Source organism: Swaminathania salitolerans, from assembly GCF_007988945.1.
In the GTDB taxonomy this organism is placed as follows: domain Bacteria; phylum Pseudomonadota; class Alphaproteobacteria; order Acetobacterales; family Acetobacteraceae; genus Swaminathania; species Swaminathania salitolerans.
This window is the reverse complement of record NZ_BJVC01000003.1, coordinates 305,942-321,545: the sequence shown is the minus strand read 5'-3', so window position 1 is coordinate 321,545 and position 15,604 is coordinate 305,942. Positions and strand designations below refer to the sequence as shown.

15 protein-coding genes are annotated in these 15,604 nt (G+C 64.0%); 4 read left to right on the top strand and 11 right to left on the bottom strand.

Going from position 1 to position 15,604, the window contains the following annotated elements:
- Window positions 1-116: 116 nt before the first annotated feature.
- The 3 genes from SSA02_RS08645 to SSA02_RS08635 all read right to left on the bottom strand — a co-directional run bounded on the left by SSA02_RS08645 (window position 117) and on the right by SSA02_RS08635 (window position 3,559).
- Window positions 117-1,736 carry an ATP-binding protein gene (locus SSA02_RS08645; RefSeq protein WP_246103755.1) on the bottom strand — a complete coding sequence of 540 codons (1,620 nt, stop codon included), beginning with the start codon at window positions 1,734-1,736 and terminating at the stop codon, window positions 117-119.
- A complete protein-coding gene (locus SSA02_RS08640; RefSeq protein WP_147093652.1) occupies window positions 1,720-2,439 on the bottom strand; it encodes a response regulator in 720 nt (239 codons plus the stop codon). The genes SSA02_RS08645 and SSA02_RS08640 overlap by 17 nt, the downstream gene beginning before the upstream one ends.
- Window positions 2,440-2,515: 76 nt before the next feature.
- Window positions 2,516-3,559, bottom strand: a complete 1,044-nt coding sequence (locus SSA02_RS08635) for a cysteine synthase A (protein WP_147093651.1) — start codon at window positions 3,557-3,559, stop codon at window positions 2,516-2,518.
- A gap of 72 nt (window positions 3,560-3,631) precedes the next feature.
- Between SSA02_RS08635 and SSA02_RS08630 the strand changes: the two genes are divergently transcribed.
- Window positions 3,632-4,063 (top strand): rhodanese-like domain-containing protein, encoded by a 432-nt coding sequence (locus SSA02_RS08630; RefSeq protein WP_222591066.1) that lies wholly within the window; start codon window positions 3,632-3,634, stop codon window positions 4,061-4,063.
- A gap of 4 nt (window positions 4,064-4,067) precedes the next feature.
- On the opposite strand, the gene bioD is transcribed toward SSA02_RS08630, so the two are convergent.
- The 5 genes from bioD to SSA02_RS08605 all read right to left on the bottom strand — a co-directional run bounded on the left by bioD (window position 4,068) and on the right by SSA02_RS08605 (window position 9,553).
- Window positions 4,068-5,501, bottom strand: a complete 1,434-nt coding sequence (gene bioD / locus SSA02_RS12740) for a dethiobiotin synthase (RefSeq protein WP_186807736.1) — start codon at window positions 5,499-5,501, stop codon at window positions 4,068-4,070.
- Window positions 5,498-6,178 (bottom strand): alpha/beta fold hydrolase, encoded by a 681-nt coding sequence (locus SSA02_RS08620; RefSeq protein WP_147093649.1) that lies wholly within the window; start codon window positions 6,176-6,178, stop codon window positions 5,498-5,500. The genes bioD and SSA02_RS08620 overlap by 4 nt, the downstream gene beginning before the upstream one ends.
- Window positions 6,175-7,371: an aminotransferase class I/II-fold pyridoxal phosphate-dependent enzyme gene (locus SSA02_RS08615; protein WP_147093648.1), complete on the bottom strand. Its 1,197-nt coding sequence runs from the start codon at window positions 7,369-7,371 to the stop codon at window positions 6,175-6,177. Before SSA02_RS08615 ends, SSA02_RS08620 begins: the two co-directional genes overlap by 4 nt.
- A gap of 142 nt (window positions 7,372-7,513) precedes the next feature.
- On the bottom strand, window positions 7,514-8,344 hold the full coding sequence (locus SSA02_RS08610) for an SDR family NAD(P)-dependent oxidoreductase (protein WP_246103753.1): 831 nt from the start codon (window positions 8,342-8,344) through the stop codon (window positions 7,514-7,516).
- Window positions 8,345-8,572: 228 nt separating this feature from the next.
- A complete protein-coding gene (locus SSA02_RS08605; protein WP_147093647.1) occupies window positions 8,573-9,553 on the bottom strand; it encodes a SphA family protein in 981 nt (326 codons plus the stop codon).
- Between the two features lie 194 nt (window positions 9,554-9,747).
- Here SSA02_RS08605 and SSA02_RS08600 point away from each other — a divergent pair, with 194 nt between their 5' ends.
- The 3 genes from SSA02_RS08600 (at window position 9,748) to SSA02_RS08590 (ending at window position 12,934) form a co-directional block, all read left to right on the top strand.
- Entirely contained in the window at window positions 9,748-10,713 is a 966-nt protein-coding gene (locus SSA02_RS08600; protein ID WP_147093646.1) for an AraC-like ligand-binding domain-containing protein, read from the top strand.
- Window positions 10,714-10,848: 135 nt separating this feature from the next.
- On the top strand, window positions 10,849-11,877 hold the full coding sequence (locus SSA02_RS08595) for a carbon-nitrogen hydrolase family protein (protein ID WP_147093645.1): 1,029 nt from the start codon (window positions 10,849-10,851) through the stop codon (window positions 11,875-11,877).
- A 4-nt stretch (window positions 11,878-11,881) separates the two neighbouring features.
- The gene (locus SSA02_RS08590) at window positions 11,882-12,934 is read left to right on the top strand and encodes a phenylacetaldoxime dehydratase family protein (protein WP_147093644.1); all 1,053 of its coding nucleotides are present in this window, start codon (window positions 11,882-11,884) and stop codon (window positions 12,932-12,934) included.
- A 267-nt stretch (window positions 12,935-13,201) separates the two neighbouring features.
- Here the strand turns inward: SSA02_RS08590 and SSA02_RS08585 are convergent, their stop codons facing one another.
- The 3 genes from SSA02_RS08585 to SSA02_RS08575 all read right to left on the bottom strand — a co-directional run bounded on the left by SSA02_RS08585 (window position 13,202) and on the right by SSA02_RS08575 (window position 15,425).
- Entirely contained in the window at window positions 13,202-13,630 is a 429-nt protein-coding gene (locus SSA02_RS08585) for a hypothetical protein (RefSeq protein WP_147093643.1), read from the bottom strand.
- 71 nt (window positions 13,631-13,701) lie between these two features.
- Window positions 13,702-14,778, bottom strand: a complete 1,077-nt coding sequence (locus tag SSA02_RS08580) for a glycosyltransferase family 4 protein (RefSeq protein ID WP_246103751.1) — start codon at window positions 14,776-14,778, stop codon at window positions 13,702-13,704.
- Window positions 14,779-14,792: 14 nt separating this feature from the next.
- Window positions 14,793-15,425 (bottom strand): NUDIX hydrolase, encoded by a 633-nt coding sequence (locus tag SSA02_RS08575; protein ID WP_147093641.1) that lies wholly within the window; start codon window positions 15,423-15,425, stop codon window positions 14,793-14,795.
- Between the last annotated feature and the right edge of the window lie 179 nt (window positions 15,426-15,604).

Below are 15,604 nucleotides of genomic sequence, written 5' to 3'. Positions count from 1 at the left end.
ATCTCCGCACGCATGTCGAGCGCGCGGGGCGGGAGGTCTGTTCAGGTGACGGTCATCCGTTCTGACATTGTCACCGGTATCGATCCGGGCGCGAACCCGTGATCCAGGCCCGGTCATCAGGCCGGAAGGGTGACGATTGCCCTCAGTCCCTTTCCGGGGCGATTGCGCAACAGGACCTCGCCCCCCTGCCCGCGAATGGTGGAGCGGGCGATGGCCAGACCGAGGCCGGTGCCGCCTGTTTCCCGGTTGCGGCTCGTCTCTGCACGGGTGAAGGGTTCGAACATCCGTTCGAGATCGTCCTCCGGAAGGCCGGGACCGCTGTCATCGACCACGATCCGGATCATGTTCTCGGACTCGCCGCCACGGTCGAACGAGACGCTGATCGTTGCCGAGCCGCCATATTTGAGGGCGTTCATCACAAGATTGGTCAGAGCGCGTTTGAGGGCGAGGGACCGCGCCTTTATCCGTATCGCGCTATCCGGAGCGTGATAGGCGATCCGCTCCGCCAGATCCGGCATGGCCTCCGCGGCTTCGTCTGCGATGGTCTGGAGCAGGGCGCCGAGATCGAGAGCCCCCATGGGTTCCTGCATCGCGCTGTCGCGACCGAAGGCCAGGGTCGCTGCGACCATGGTCTCCATTTCGTCCAGATCGGAAAGAAACTTGAGACGCAGCTCGTCGTCGTCGATGAACTCCGCGCGCAGTTTCAGCCGTGTGATGGGGGTACGCAGATCGTGGCCGATCGCCGTCAGCATAAGCGTACGGTCGGTCACGAAGCGGCGGATACGGGCGGCCATCGTGTTGAAGGCCAATGCGGCCTTGCGGATCTCTGTCGGGCCCGTTTCGGGCAGGGGCTGGGTGTTCACGTCCCGGCCGAGCGCCGTCGCCGCATGAGCGAGGGTCGAGACAGGGGCGATCAGACGATGCGACCCCCAGAGAATCAGCCCTCCTCCGGAAATCGTCATGATCGCGAAGGCAATCAGGAATGTCGGCGAACCCAGAGGGTTGGGCGGCCTGATCTTGAAATGCATCACCAGCCAGCGCCGGTCATCCGGCATCTGGAGGGAAAGCGCATAATGCCGTGTTCCCGGCTTATGTCCCGCAAGGATACGCAGCGGCTTCAGGCGGGGGGGGAACATGCCCATTCCCGAAAAACCCGGCGGCATGAAACCGGGCATCCCGGACGCATCGCGCGGGAAACGGCCTGTTCGTTCTTCCGGTGGCTCGGGAGGGAGCCGTCCGCCGAAACCGAAACCCGGAGGGGGAGGGCGGCCTTCTTCCCCCGGGCCGCCCGGCATCGCGCCGAAAGGGCCGTTTCCGGGGCCATTCTCGGGGCCAACTTCGGGACCGCCCTCTGGACTGCCCTCGGGACCGCCGGGAGGCGGAGGCGCCTCGCGCATCAAAGCCCTGACGCCGAGCGGGACCGGGATGAAGCCGCCCGGATAATGCGTATCGGGTCTCGAGGCGAAACGGGCGGAAAAATGCCCCGGTTTGTCTATCGCGGCCAGTCCGGCATCGCGATCCCCCGGCGGCAGCTCCACCAGAGTGCGATAGATCGAAAAGGCGCGATGCAGGGTCTCGTGCATCTCCGCCCGATCGGCGATATTCAGATGATCGAGCGCATGGATCGTGAGCCCGACGGCCTGGATGACGCAGAGCCCGGCAATCAGAAGCAGGTTCGTACGTGCCCTCAGAGAGCGGGGCAGGACATGCATGATCGCGTCAGAGACGTTCGACATCGGCGGCGAGCACATAGCCTCCGCCGCGGACGGTCTTGATCATCTGGGCATTGCGTCCGTCGTCCTCGAGCTTGCGTCTCAGACGGCTGACCGCCACGTCGATGGCACGATCGAAGGGACCTGCCTGACGCCCCCGGAGCAGCTCGAGCAGCATGTCGCGCGTAAGCACGCGGTTCGCGCGCTCCAGAAAGGCGAGCAGCATGTCGTATTCCCCGCCCGTCAGGGACACTTCGGTCCCGTCGGGATTGGTCAGACGGCGCCGGGCGGGTTCGAGCAACCAGCCTGAAAAACGGATCATGCGCGTATCGGAGGCGAACTTCTTTTCGGTGCTGTCCGCGGTGCGACGGAGAACGGCGCGGATGCGCGCCAGCAGCTCGCGCGGATTGAAGGGCTTGGCCACATAGTCATCCGCACCGAATTCGAGACCGATGATCCGGTCCGTCTCGTCGCTCATCGCGGTCAGCATGATGATGGGGACATTGTCCTGGCTGCGCAGCCAGCGCGCGATATCGAGACCGCTTTCTCCCGGCAGCATCAGATCGAGCACGACCAGCTGATAATGCCCCGCCGACCAGGCGCGACGGGCTTCGCGCCCGTCGCGTGCCGAGGTCACGCGGAAATGGTTGCGTTCGAGAAAGCGGCTGAGCAGCTCGCGGATTTCTCGATCATCGTCAACGATGAGAAGATGCGGGGTCGTTTCCATGAATGTAACAATGGTCCGGATCTTCTTCGCGCTTCAAGAGGATGTTTCACTCCGTTGCAAGTTGCGATGCAGCGTCTCAATCCAGCCAGGGAGGTGTCGGCAGGCCCTTTCCTTGCAGAAAGGCCGGATTGAAGAGCTTCGACTGATATCGTGCCCCGCCATCGCAGAGGATCGTTACAATCCGGTGCCCCGGCCCGAGCCGTTTGGCGATGCGAATCGCTGCGGCGACGTTGATCCCCGCCGATCCGCCGAGCGAGATACCCTCGCGATCCTGCAGGGCGAAGATCTGTTCGAGGGCCTCGGCATCCGGAATGCGCTCGGCATCGTCGATGGCGATCCCCTCGAGATTGCCGGTCACGCGCGACTGGCCGATCCCTTCCGTGATCGAACTGCCGGACACGCTCAGATCATTGGCTTTCACCCAGCCATACAGACCCGATCCCTCCGGATCGGCAAGCACGATCTCGGGGCGTGCGCGTCCGTCGCGCGCGGCGCATTCCCCGAGCCCCATCGCAACCCCTGCCAGGGTGCCGCCCGTACCGCAGGCACAGGTGAAGGCATCAACCCGCCCGTCGAGCTGGCTCCAGATCTCCCGTGCCGTCGTGGTGCGATGCCCTTCGCGATTGGCCGTGTTGTCGAACTGGTTTGCCCAGACGGCATTTTCGGTCTCTTCCGCCAGACGGCGCGAGACATGGACATAATTGCCCGGATCGCGAAAGGGTTTGGCCGGGACGAGGCGCAGATCCGCGCCGATCATGCGCAGGAAATCGATCTTTTCCCGGCTCTGCGTCTCGGGCATGACGATGATCGTGCGATAGCCGCGTGCCTTGGCGACGAGGGTGAGGCCGATTCCCGTATTGCCCGCCGTGCCCTCGACGATCGTCCCTCCGGGGCGCAGGGTGCCGCGCCGCTCCGCATCGAGAATGATCGCAAGCGCCGCGCGGTCCTTGACCGAACCGCCCGGATTCATGAACTCGGCCTTGCCGTAGATCGCGCATCCGGTTGCGTCCGACGCTTCGCGCAGACGGATCAGCGGCGTGCCTCCGATCGCGCCGATCATGCCTTCGGAAGGGGTTTGCCAGCCGGTCGGCGATGAGGCTTGCGTGTTCTGGTCGGTCATCTGCATTCCATCCTATACGTCCGGGTTTTGCGAGTTTAACGTCCTTCGATGCAGGATAAAGGAGGAAAAACGATGGTGGAATGTATTTCGGCGCGCGATGCCTGGACGCGTCTCGCCTCCGACCCGCGCGCCATCCTGATCGATGTCCGGACGGAAGGAGAATGGCAGGCCGTCGGTCTGCCCGATCTTTCGACACTGGGTCGCGTCGTCATGGCCCTGAGCTGGGATCCCTACGATGCGCAGGGTTTCGCCGATCGCCTCCGGGCCGAGGTCCCGCAACGGGATATCCCGCTCCTGTTCCTGTGTCGGTCCGGAATGCGTTCTCAGCAGACAGCGGAGCTTGCCGCCCATCTCGGTTATACGCAGAGCGCCAATATCGTCGAAGGCTATGAGGGGCCGCCCGATTCCAGCGGTCGTCGCGGGCGTGTCTGCGGCTGGCAGTTCGAGGCCCTCCCCTGCACCACGCCGGCAGAACGCGCAGGCGCGCAGCCCGGGGAGAAATGAGCGGTCAGAAGCCGAGACCGGTCAGGGTATGGGCGAGCTGGCGCGCCTGAGCGGCCACCCAGGCCGGGTCGGGTGTCGGGACTTCGGGAATCTCGGCCAGGACCGGAATGCCTGACAGGCGTGTCAGGGTCTCGCGGTTATCCGGATTGGGCGGCCCGTTCAGCACCAGTCCCGCAACCCGTATGTTGCGGCTGGCAAGGGCTTCGAGGCTGAGCAGGGTGTGATTGAGCGTCCCCAGCCCGCTCCGCGCGACCAGCAGCACCGGCAGCCCAAGCGTGCGCAGCCAGTCGATCAGGAGAAGATCGCCTGCTAGCGGCACCATGAGTCCGCCCGCGCCCTCGACCACGAGCGGCGCATTGCATTCCGGCAGGGTTACGGTGGCAATATCGATCTGCCTGCCCTCGCGCCGTGCCGCGGCATCGGGAGAGAGCGGCGCCCGGAGCGCATAGGCCGGTGCGACGATGCGCGTGTCATCCAGCGCGGCAAGGGTCCTCACCGTGTCGGTATCGCCGGTTTCATCGGCAAGCCCGGTCTGGAAAGGCTTCCAGTAGTGGGCATCGAGCGCCCGGACAACGATGGCCGAAACCAGGGTCTTGCCGATCCCCGTATCGGTACCGGCCACGAAGAGCCCGCGTGATTTTTGCGCCGCGCCGAAGGCGATCTCATAGGTCATGCTGTTCGCGTTCCTGTCGAAGGTTTCGATCGCCCGCCGGAGGGCGGCGGGCGTTGCGGGGCGGATGTCCGCGGTGCGTGCCGTCGCACCGATCGTCTTGAGGCCGCGCAGGAAATCGCGGCCCGAACCCACCGGATCGTGCAGGGTTTCGCACTGCCACTGCCCGGCGAGGGAGACCGGCCAGTCCTGTTGCAGTCTGTCCGGTCCGGGATAGTCGGGAATGGCGCAGGGCAGGTCCGTCTCGGCGCAGGCGGCACGCCATTCGGCAAAGCTGCCCCGGGCGAGGGTGGTGATCTCCATGCGTCCGTCAGGCACGAGGCAATGCGCCAGCCGGGCGAAGGCCGCCTTGCGGTTCGAGAACCACTGGATGCAGAAATTCGAGCAGATGAGATCGAAGGACTCGTCGAGGGTCGGCCGCTCCGCATCCATGACATGGAAGATCGCATCCGGAACGCGCGCCCGGGCCCGGGCGATCATGCGCGGAGACAGATCGATCGCCACGATCCGCGCCTCGGGATATCTGTCTCTCAGACAGGCGGTCAGCAGGCCGGTGCCGCAACCGAGCTCCAGAATGCGCCTCGGTGCGTCGTCCCGGGAGAAGCGTCCGGCCAGAACGAGGTCCAGACGACGGGCCGCGATCTGCTGCATGCGGGCGGCTTCGTCGTAATGCGATGCCCGATCGAAGGCGGACCCGATCCGGTGTCCGATCGTACGCCCGCGCGTCCCGCGCTTTCCGGTTCTGCGGCCCGTTTCGCCCCCGGTCATGACACGCGATCCAGCGTATCGCGGATGATTCTGGCGCAGGATTCCGGATCGGTCAGGGGCAGGAGATGCCCTCCCGGCAGGATCCTGCGGTCTGCCTCGGGGAACGCCTCGTCGCGCATCGCTGCGCAGAGGAGGGGATCCTCCTCTCCCTCGACGGAGACGAGGCGTCTGCCCAGTGAGCGGGCCGCCGGACGTCCGTCATGCTCCAGAAGCCCCTGCAATCCGGCGCGCAGCGCATCCGGAGCGGGTTCGGGAAGGGGGAAGAGAGGGCACATGATGCTTTTCCTGAAACGCCTCACCGTTGCCGCCGGATCGCTGTCGAGCTGACGGATCATCCGTTCGACGAGCCGGGGTTCGATTCCGTTCTCGAAATCGGGCGCTTTGCAGAAGCGGGAAAAGCCGTTGATCGCGACCACTCCCCGGCATTGCGGGGCTGCGCGGTTGAGGAACCACAACGCGCCGGCGGAATGGCCGACCGCGAGAAAAGGCTCATCCGGAATCCGGTCGGGACATGGCGCGTCCATGTGACTGGGATTCGTCTGACTGGGATCTGTGTGAGCGAGATCCGTGTGACCGAGATCGAGAAACACGGCGCCGTCCGGGTCGGGAAGTGCTTCGCGCACGGATGCCCAGACCCCGCTATCGTAGCTCCACCCGTGCAGGAAAACGGTTTTCACAGGCCCGGCCCGGCGGGATCGGCGGCCCGGCCAGAAGCGAGGCTCGCGGTCAGACGCGCGAGCGCCTCCTGCCCGTGTGCGGCGCTCAGGGCCAGACGCAGCCGTGCCGTGCCCGACGGGACGGTCGGGGGCCGGATCGCCACGGTCAGGATTCCGTCACGCTCGAGTTCTTGTGCGGCCTCGAGCGTCGCTTCCGTATCGCCGAGTATGACGGGCACGATCTGGGTGGAAGACGGACCGACATCCAGCCCCGCGGCGGTCAGGGCGCTGCGCAGGGTTGCGGCGCTCTGCAGGAGATATTGCCGCTCTGCGGCCATGCCGGGCACGAGCTCGAGCGCGGCATCGATGGCGCCGAGCATCGGCGGAGACGGCGCGGTGCTGTAGATGAAGCCCGAGCAGGCAGTCACGATCCAGTCGCACAACGCGCGCGAGCCCGCGATATAGGCTCCCATGCTCCCCAGCCCCTTGCTGAAGGTTCCCATCACGCAATCGACCGCGTGACCGTGCGACAGACCGCGCCCCTGCGGTCCCAGAACGCCGGTTGCATGCGCCTCGTCGAGATAGAGAAAAGCCCCGTGACGCCGGGCGAGCGCATCGAGTGCCGCGATGTCGGCGCGGTCGCCATCCATGGAGAAGACGCTCTCCGTCACGATGAAGCGCATGCCGGGATTCTCCGCATGACGGAGGAGCAGGGAGTCGAGATGGTCCAGATCGTTGTGTCGGAAGCGGATCTGCGTGACACCGGCAGCGGCACAGCCGTGATGCATGCTCGCATGGTTGAGCCGGTCGGTGAAGACGAGAGGTGTCGCACCGTCATGATCTTTCGCCATGCGGAACAGGGCAGGCAGGACCGCGGCATTTGCCTGCCAGCCCGAGGCGAAGACGAGCGCGGCCTCGGTGCCCTTGAAGGCGGCGAGACGGGCCTCGACCTGCTCGTGCAGATCGAGCGTGCCGGAGACGAGCCGGGAAGCGCAGGCGCCCGCACCATAGGACATGGCCCAGTCTGCGGCACGCTCCCGCAACAGGGGATGACCGGAGAGACCCAGATAGTCGTTCGACGAGAAATCGAGCATGTCCTGCCCGTTGCGACGGACGACGCCCGATGCGCGGCGAACGGGACGCAGGGTGCGACGCAGGGATTTCGCGGCCAGACGGTCGAGTGAATCCTGGAAGAATGGGTCGAAACGCGTCATGAGCTGTCCCTGCCGCCGGGCGCGGGGCTTGTCAATGATCCCGGTTCCCTCGTGTCCCGGTCCCTGTGGTTCGGCCCCCTCCTGTACCGGCCCCTGTTACCGGCCCCTGTGGTCCGGACAGGATTTCCGGTTCGTCGGGGGTCTAGAGGCGGCGTGTCGCCCTGCGATAGCCCCTGCGCCCCAGAAAGGTCAGAAGCGGCAGCGTGTAATGCAGAAGACGGGGCGACAACATGCAGAGCCGCCCGAACACACCGTCGATCGCGGGCAGGAAACGCTCCGCACGCGGCCGTGCCAGCAGGCGGATCACGGCGTCGGCCACGCATTCCGGCGCAAGCGGCGTGCTGACGAAATTGAGCATGGAGCCGCCTTCCTCCATCTCACGCTGTAACATGCCGGTCTGGACGGCGCCCGGAAATACGGAGCAGACCGCGATGTTCTCGCTCTGGAGTTCCTGGGCGAGAGAAAGGGCGAAACTGCGCAGCCCTGCCTTGGTCGCGGCATAGACGCTGCTCCCCGCGAGAGGCATGGCGGCTGCCATCGAATTGACGAAGACGAGCCGTGCTCCGTCACGCCGGTTCCTCATGAGCGGCAGCATCCGGCGGGTCAGCAGCATCGGGGCTTCGAGATTGACCGCGATCTGTCGGGAAATTGCCCTGTCGCATGAGGCGGAGAGGGGAGAGGGGACGATGGTCCCCGCGCAATGGATCACGGCATAGATCGAAGGACAGGCGTCTTCTATCGTCGCACAGGCTTCGGCGAGCGCCCCTGTCTCTCCCAGATCGCAGGCAACATGTCTCAGATCGGGAGATTCGAAGGGCGGCGGCGTACGGCACAGGGCGACGACGATATGATTCTGAGCGACGAGACGCTGTGCGATCAGGGCGCCGATCCCCCCCGATGCGCCGGTCAGGATCACGATCTTCCGGGATGCATCGCGGGAAGGGGGCATCGATGAGGGGGATGAAGACGTCATGAGACCGTCTTAACCCCGTTGCCGGGCGCGCCCTAGACGGATTTGCATTTTTCTCGAATCTCCATGTCTCGGGGTCGGGCAGCTGGCACTCCCTTGGCAAGGGGTGTGGAGGGGGGAGTCTCTTCGAGGACGTGGCCGCCGCATGAGCAATGCTTCCAGGCAATGCTTCCATTGCGGCCATGTCCTCAAATCATCCCGCTCACTGAAAGTGCCAAAGTGGTGCCAGGCTCACAGCGGTATCTGGAACTGGACCCAGTACCGGTCGCCGCGTGTGCTGTTCTGCACGCCCATCTCGTGCTGCCATTTGAAGGCAACCGCGTAAGGTGATTTGAAGAACCAGATAAGCTGTGGGCCAAGACCGTATTTGGCCAGTCGGTTGCCATCGCCGACTCGCCGCCCGTTCTGCACGTCATTGGTGAATTGCGACGTCACGAAGCCGTTCAGTCCGAGGCGAAGCCGGGGCAGGGCGGGGGTGAGCATGTAATTCGCGCCGAAATCGATATCGATCACATTGCCTGATTTGTAATCGGTGGTCCCGTTCTTGGCATTTATCTGCAATTGGCCCGCGGCTGAGACATCGAAGCGCTTCGTAGGCATCCAGGTCAGGGCGGCCTCATGACAGAAGGTGAAGACATGGGTCGATTCACTGACGACATCGGTCTTGCTGAAGGAGCCGATGGGAAGAAACGCTCCTTCACCGAGATAAACATGCAGCTTGGGCGTGTGCCATGAGAGATAGAGCGGCGCGAGATAGAACCAGTTGGCGCCGAAAGCCGTGCCGCCTCGTCCCTCCGCGCGCAGTGTCAGGCTGTTGACCGCCAGAATGGCGCTGCTCGAGATCGTGGCGCCAAGAAGCTTGCCGTGCCAGCTGTGAAACAGCCGGGCGGCATTGGCGATGGCGGTTGCCCGGAAGCCCGGCACGGCAGATTTCCGGCGTGTGCCCGAATAGGCGCCGTTCGGATTGACCACAAAGTAATCCTGCCACAGCGTCTGACCGGGCGCTGGTGTCAGGGCAGGATAGATTGTCTGTACGCCGGAGGCCCAGTTTGTCTGACCGCCTTCAGTTGCGGTCGCTTGCGTCACGATGCCCGGACAGAAGGCGCCAATGGAGAGCACGGCTGCGGCAAGCGTGCCTGTGGAGAATGTCGACCAGGAAAGCGCCTTCAGACGGAGTGTGAGGGCCACGCCGGTTTTCAGAATCTGTTGCATCTCATCCCCGCTTGAAATCGAGCGGAAATGTCAGCATGTCGGAGGCAAGCAACTCTTGTCCGGGCGAGAGTTTTCTTTTGTCCGGAGGCTCCGGATTGTTTCAGTGCGGAACAATAACGATACCGCAATGTTCGGCGCTGTGCTAACCGCTGGGTCACGCGGTCGGATGACAGCATTGACGGAGGCAGGATGACATGCCGCTTGTACTGCAGAGCTACGATATTGCCGGTCTTCCGCCTCGGGCGGGGGTCGAGTTCTGGCACGATATCGTCTGCCGGTCTTTTGTGCCGCTTGAGTGCAAGCCGGAGCAGGCCGGGTTTCAGGGGGCTGTCACACGTCTGGCGCTCGACAACTGCAGTGTCTCGACCGTGCGTTCCAGCGCGCAGTCGGTATCGCGCACGCGCCGCCTGATCAGCGCGTCAGAGAAGACCCATTATCTGCTGAGCCTCGGCGTCAGTGGCAGGGGGCAGGTATTGCAGGATGGCCGTGAGGCCATCGTCCAGCCGGGTACGTTTGCGCTCTATCACACGAACCGCCCCTATACGCTGCGTTTCGACCGGGATTTCGAGCAGATCGTCTTCATGCTTCCTACCGATGCCCTGGACGAGCGCTTCGGTCATGCCGAATATCTTACCGCGACCCTGATCGATACTTCCAACCCGCTCGCAGATCTGACCCGTCATTTCCTGACGGGGTTGATGGCCACGACGCGGACCATGCCTGACATGCTCGTATCCAGGCTCACCGCCCAGGCCGCCGAACTGGTGGCGACCATGCTGATCGCCTCAGGCAATCGCTCAGGGGCGCCGACATCCCATCGCATGGCCATGGGGTTACAGATACGCAACGCCATCGAGATGCGCCTGCGCGACCCGGATCTCGGGCGCAGGACGCTTGCCGAACAATTCCGTATCTCCACGCGCCATCTCGATGATCTCTTTGCCGATGGGGGCATGGGGGTGGCGGAATATATCATGAAACGTCGACTCGAATGGGCGCGGGATGCGCTGTCTGACCCGAGCCGTGACCGTTACCAGATCGGCGAGATTGCGCGCATGAGCGGCTTTGTCAGCCAGGCCCATTTCAGTCGGGTTTTTTCTGCGGCCCATGGCTGCGCGCCTCGCGACTATCGCAACAACCGCCAGGACAGGCGCGTCTGAGGGTTCTGCGACGGAGAAACGAGGCAGGCATGTTTTGCTTCCCTCCCGGACAAGACGGAAATCCGTTCGGACCTAAGATCGATGTCGTTCCGGGCATTTCCCGCCCGATCAGACATCAACGGACGGAGCAGGCAAGTGAGTCTCACGCACCCCCGATACAAGGTCGCTGTCGTGCAGGCAGCCCCGGTCTTTCTTGACCTCGATGCCACCATCGACAAGACGATTGCCCTGATCAGGGAAGCCGCCGCCTCGGGCGCCGCGCTGATCGCTTTTCCCGAAACCTTCATTCCCGGCTATCCGTGGCATGTCTGGCTCGACAGTCCGGCCTGGTCGATCGGCAGGGGCTTCACCAGCCGCTACTTCGACAATTCGCTCGCTTATGACAGCCCCGAAGCCGACCGTCTGCGCAAGGCCGTCAGAGAGGCAGGCATCACGGCTGTGCTGGGGCTGTCGGAGCGTTTCGAAGGCTCGCTCTATATCGCCCAGTGGATTCTCGGCCCCGATGGCGAAACCATCGCCACCCGTCGCAAGCTGCGCGTCACCCATGTGGAGCGCACTGTCTATGGCGAGGGGGATGGCAGCGATCTTGCCGTGCATGACGTGCCGGGCCTTGGCCGGGTCGGAGCGCTCTGTTGCTGGGAGCATATCCAGCCCCTGACGAAATACGCGATGTATGCCCAGAACGAGCAGGTGCATGTCGGCGCCTGGCCCAGCTTCTCGCTCTACGAGCCTTTTGCCCATGCGTTGAGCGCCGAGGTCAATACGGCGGCGTCACGCGTGTATGCGGTCGAGGGCGGATGCTTCGTGCTGGCGCCATGCGCCATCGTTTCCGAAACCATGCTCGACGAACTGTGCGACACGCCGAACAAGCGCGAGCTTTTGCGTGCAGGTGGCGCTGCGGCGCGCATTTTCGGCCCGGATGGGCGCGAACTGGCGGCACCGCTCGCACCGGATGAAGAGGGACTGCTTTACGCAGAGATCGATCTAGCGGCGATTCCGATCGCCAAGGCTTCGGCCGATCCGGTCGGACATTATTCGCGCCCCGATGTCACCCGTCTTCTGTTCAACCCGACCAGGGCGCGACGCGTGGAGTATGTGCGACCGGCCGAGCCTGAGCCGGTGGAAAGCGCCTCCTTCTCCTTCCCGCTCTCCGGCGAGGTCTGAGTCCATGGAAAGCGCCATTGCTCCCCATCTCCGCTGCCCGCGAACCCGGGAACGGCGGAGTGCCGATGACTTTCAGCCGGCCTTTCCTGCCTGGACCGCACGCGACAACACAGGGTCTTCCCAGCTCGTCATGGGGTATTTCGGGGTGCAATGGCGCGGGGATGCCGAGGAGGAAAAGGCGGAGGCGCTCCTGTCTGAACTCGTCAGGCAACTCGGCACGGGTGTGTCGGCCCGGAATGTCGAGCGCGCCACGTTCGTGGATGGTGCAGGCTGGGACAATGAGGTGGCCATCGGCTACTGGCCGGATGAGGCCGCCTATCGCGCCTGGTGGCAGCAGCATCAGGCCTGGTGGGCCGATCCGGCACGGGAGAATGATGGGGTCGGATTATATCGCGAGATCTTCCTGCCACGCATGACCCATCTCGAAACGCTGTTCAGTGCCTCCGACCGGCTGGAAGGCGTCGGTGTCATGTTCGGAGAGAGAAGCGCCGAGCCGATACGGGAACATGGCTACTGGGGCGGGATGCGCGATCGTCTGCCTGCCAGTCAGACAGAGGCTCTTGCCTCGTCCGGCGCAAGAAAAGTCGTTTCGGAGACACCCCGACGGCGATGTGTGATCAGCCATGAAGGGGTGGCCCTGATCCGATCCGGTCAGGACTGGACCGATGTCACAGGGGAGGAGCTGGCTCTTTATCAGGACCGTATCGAACCGACGCTGCGTGCCGGCATGGACTTCCTGCGAGATGAAGGTCTTGCCACAGGCTGTCATTTCAATCGCTATATGCATGTCAGTATGGCAGATGGCGGCAAGTCCTGTCGCAGTTTCGGCATGAGTGCCTGGCGCGATCTGGCCGCCATGGAGAGCTGGGCCGAGCATCACCCGACCCATAAGGCCATTTTCGGCGATTTCCTGCAGGTGGTGCAGGCCTTGCAGGGGCGGCTCGATCTGCGCCTGTTTCATGAGGTCGCGGTGTTGCAGGCCGATGCCCAGATTTTCGAATATATCGGCTGCCACGACCGGACCGGCATGTTGAACGGCGCGGTCCAGCATTGCTGAAGGTGATCGCTGATTCACCGGAGGCTGGTTTTGGCTGAGCCGGTTTTGACGGGGCTGGCGATGGACGGGGGCTGGATAAAAACCATTACCGGCCCACCGCTCCAGCCCGGTCCGCCAGCTGTGTTCGCCCGGCCCGGGGCAATCCGGCCCTCGCGACAAACGCGATTGCGTCCCGTCTGTCCGGACCACCGGTCCCGCCGGCGGTCACATCCGGGCCGTATCCTCCGGGTGGTTACGCGCCGGTCATGTCCTGACCGGCTGCGATTCTCACTGGCCGTTACGGAAATTGGTGAAGTCCTGACGCGTCTTGTCCGAGAGGGACTTCAGGCGGTTCTTCTGGTCCTGCTGCTTGTTCCGCCACTGGTCGAGCTTGTCGGTCTGGTTCTTCCTCATCTCCGCAAGCTTGTTCTTCTGGTTGTCGATCTTGTCCTGGATTTTCTGACGCTCGCGCGCCGGGGCATTCGCATATTTGTCGCGCAGGTCGTCGATCTTCTTCTGGCGGGCCTCCTGCGAAGCCTTGTTTTTTTCCTGCCAGGCCTTCATGCGGTCGTTGACGCAGTTTTCGCTATTTGCAAGACGACCGATCATATCGGTCCCGGAAGTATTCTTGTTGCAACCGGAAGTCTGCGCATGGGCGATCGGCGCTGCGAGCAGTGTCGCGAGGGCAAAGGCGGGCACAAAACGGATCTTGGACATATCTTCTCTCGATCGAATACTGATGATCACACTTAGAGATACATAATGTGTCGAGAGTGCGGCGGGTTCCCCTATCTGCGGATATTTCCTGTTTTCGCCGATTTCTCCCGTGCCATGCGCAAGGCGGCTTTCGCCTGGCCGAGCTCGAATTTCCGGGCCTGTCTGAAACCCCGTTCGACGCATTCCGCGCGAAGCGCCGCATCCTCTATGAGGGACAGGAGCGCCTTCTCGAGTGCGCCCGGCGCGTCCGGCAGGGCGAGAAGGGCAGCCTCCCCGACGACCTCGGGCAATCCGCCGCGTGGGGAGGCGATAACCGCAGCGCCGCTCGCCATGGCCTCGAGGGCAGTCAGACCGAAAGGCTCCGGCCACCGGCTCGGAACGACGACGATGGAGGCGCGCGCCATGGCTTCGAGCACCTGCTCGTGCATCTGGTAGCCGCACAGCGTGATTCCTGCCGCATTGGCCGCGGTTTCCACCCGGTCGAGAAAGGTGGTACGCGGCGAGTCGAAACGGAACCGGTCGGCACCGATCATCGCGGCATGCCAGCCGGGCGCCTTCTGGCTGACGGCCGCCCAGGCCCTGACGAAGGCATCCGCGCCCTTGTCGGCCACCATGCGTCCGGCAAAGAGAACGAGCTTCGCTTTCTCCCCGGGGCGCGGGGGCAGGGAGGAAAGATCGAGACAGTTCGGCATGACCGTGACCGGGCCGTCATCGAGATCCTCGAGGAACCGGCGTCTCAGCCAGAAAGAAACGGTGAACACCTTCAGATGCTGCATCAGCGCCAGACGCTGGCGTGGACGCCGCGCACCGTACATGTCCTGCGGATCGTTATGCAGGATCAGATGTACGGGAACGCCACAGCGCGCGAGAGCTTTTGCCAGAGCGGGCCTGTTATGAACCTCGATGAGATCGGGCCGGTGACGCCGGATCTCGCGCTGGCATGCGATACGATAGCGCGTGCCCTCCCGGCGCCAGCGATGAAGTCCGCCCGGCTCGCTCACGGCGACGAATCGCCCCCCCGGCAGCGGGTTTCCCTCGATTTGCGTGCCCAGCACGATGTCTTCCGGCTCGGCAAGCCGCGAGACGAGCAGGGCGATCGCCCCCGCCCGGTCGGGCGCATAGCCCTCGCGACGGGGAAGGATGGTCATGACCTTCATGGGAGTCAGTCGTAATCGGTCGGAAGGCCGGGTCTGTCGTAATGGTCGAACATCCGGCGAAGCTGTGAGGGAAGAAGGCGCGTGAGCGACAGATCGACCGGCAGGCTGTCCCGGTCGAACCAGCCCGTTCCCGATGTTTCCGTCGTTTGCTCATGCGCGACGCCGCCGGTCAGGGTGCAGAGATAGAAAACCTTGGCGCAGCTGAATACATCGGGCGGATGACCCTGACGGGTCCGGTCCCATAATGCCGCCAGCTTGACGATCTCCGCGCGATATCCGCTTTCCTCGAAAATCTCCTTCAGCGTGTTCTCTGCCGTGGTGAGATTCACGTCGGCCCAGCCGCCGGGCAGGGTCCAGCGTCCCTGATCGATGGTCTCGCGGACCATGAGGATCTGCCCCTGCGCGTTGAAGACGGCGCCGCGAACGTCGATCTTGGGGGTCGCATAGCCCATCTCCCCCGCAAACAGGGCCTCGACCGTGGCGGGTTCGGTCTCTCCCAGCGCGCCCATCATCCGCGCGGAAAGGGCACGAAGCTGCTCGTAACGCTCGCGGTCATAGGGGTTGTGGCAGAAGGTGAGGCCATTCTGGGCGATAGCCTGCACATCCCGCGCCCAGGTCAGCCATTGCGGTTCGCTCATTCTCGGGTCCTTCTGCTGGTCGCGAGCATAAACCGGATCGGCCCGGAGGGAAAAGGGAGCCGCACGCGCCTCTGCCCATCACGCGTCTTTATCCATCGTATGTCTCTCGTGCGTCTCTGGTCACCATGTGCTCTGGCCATCATGTGCCATCGACCGGTGCGCGCCGTTGTCCGGTCTTG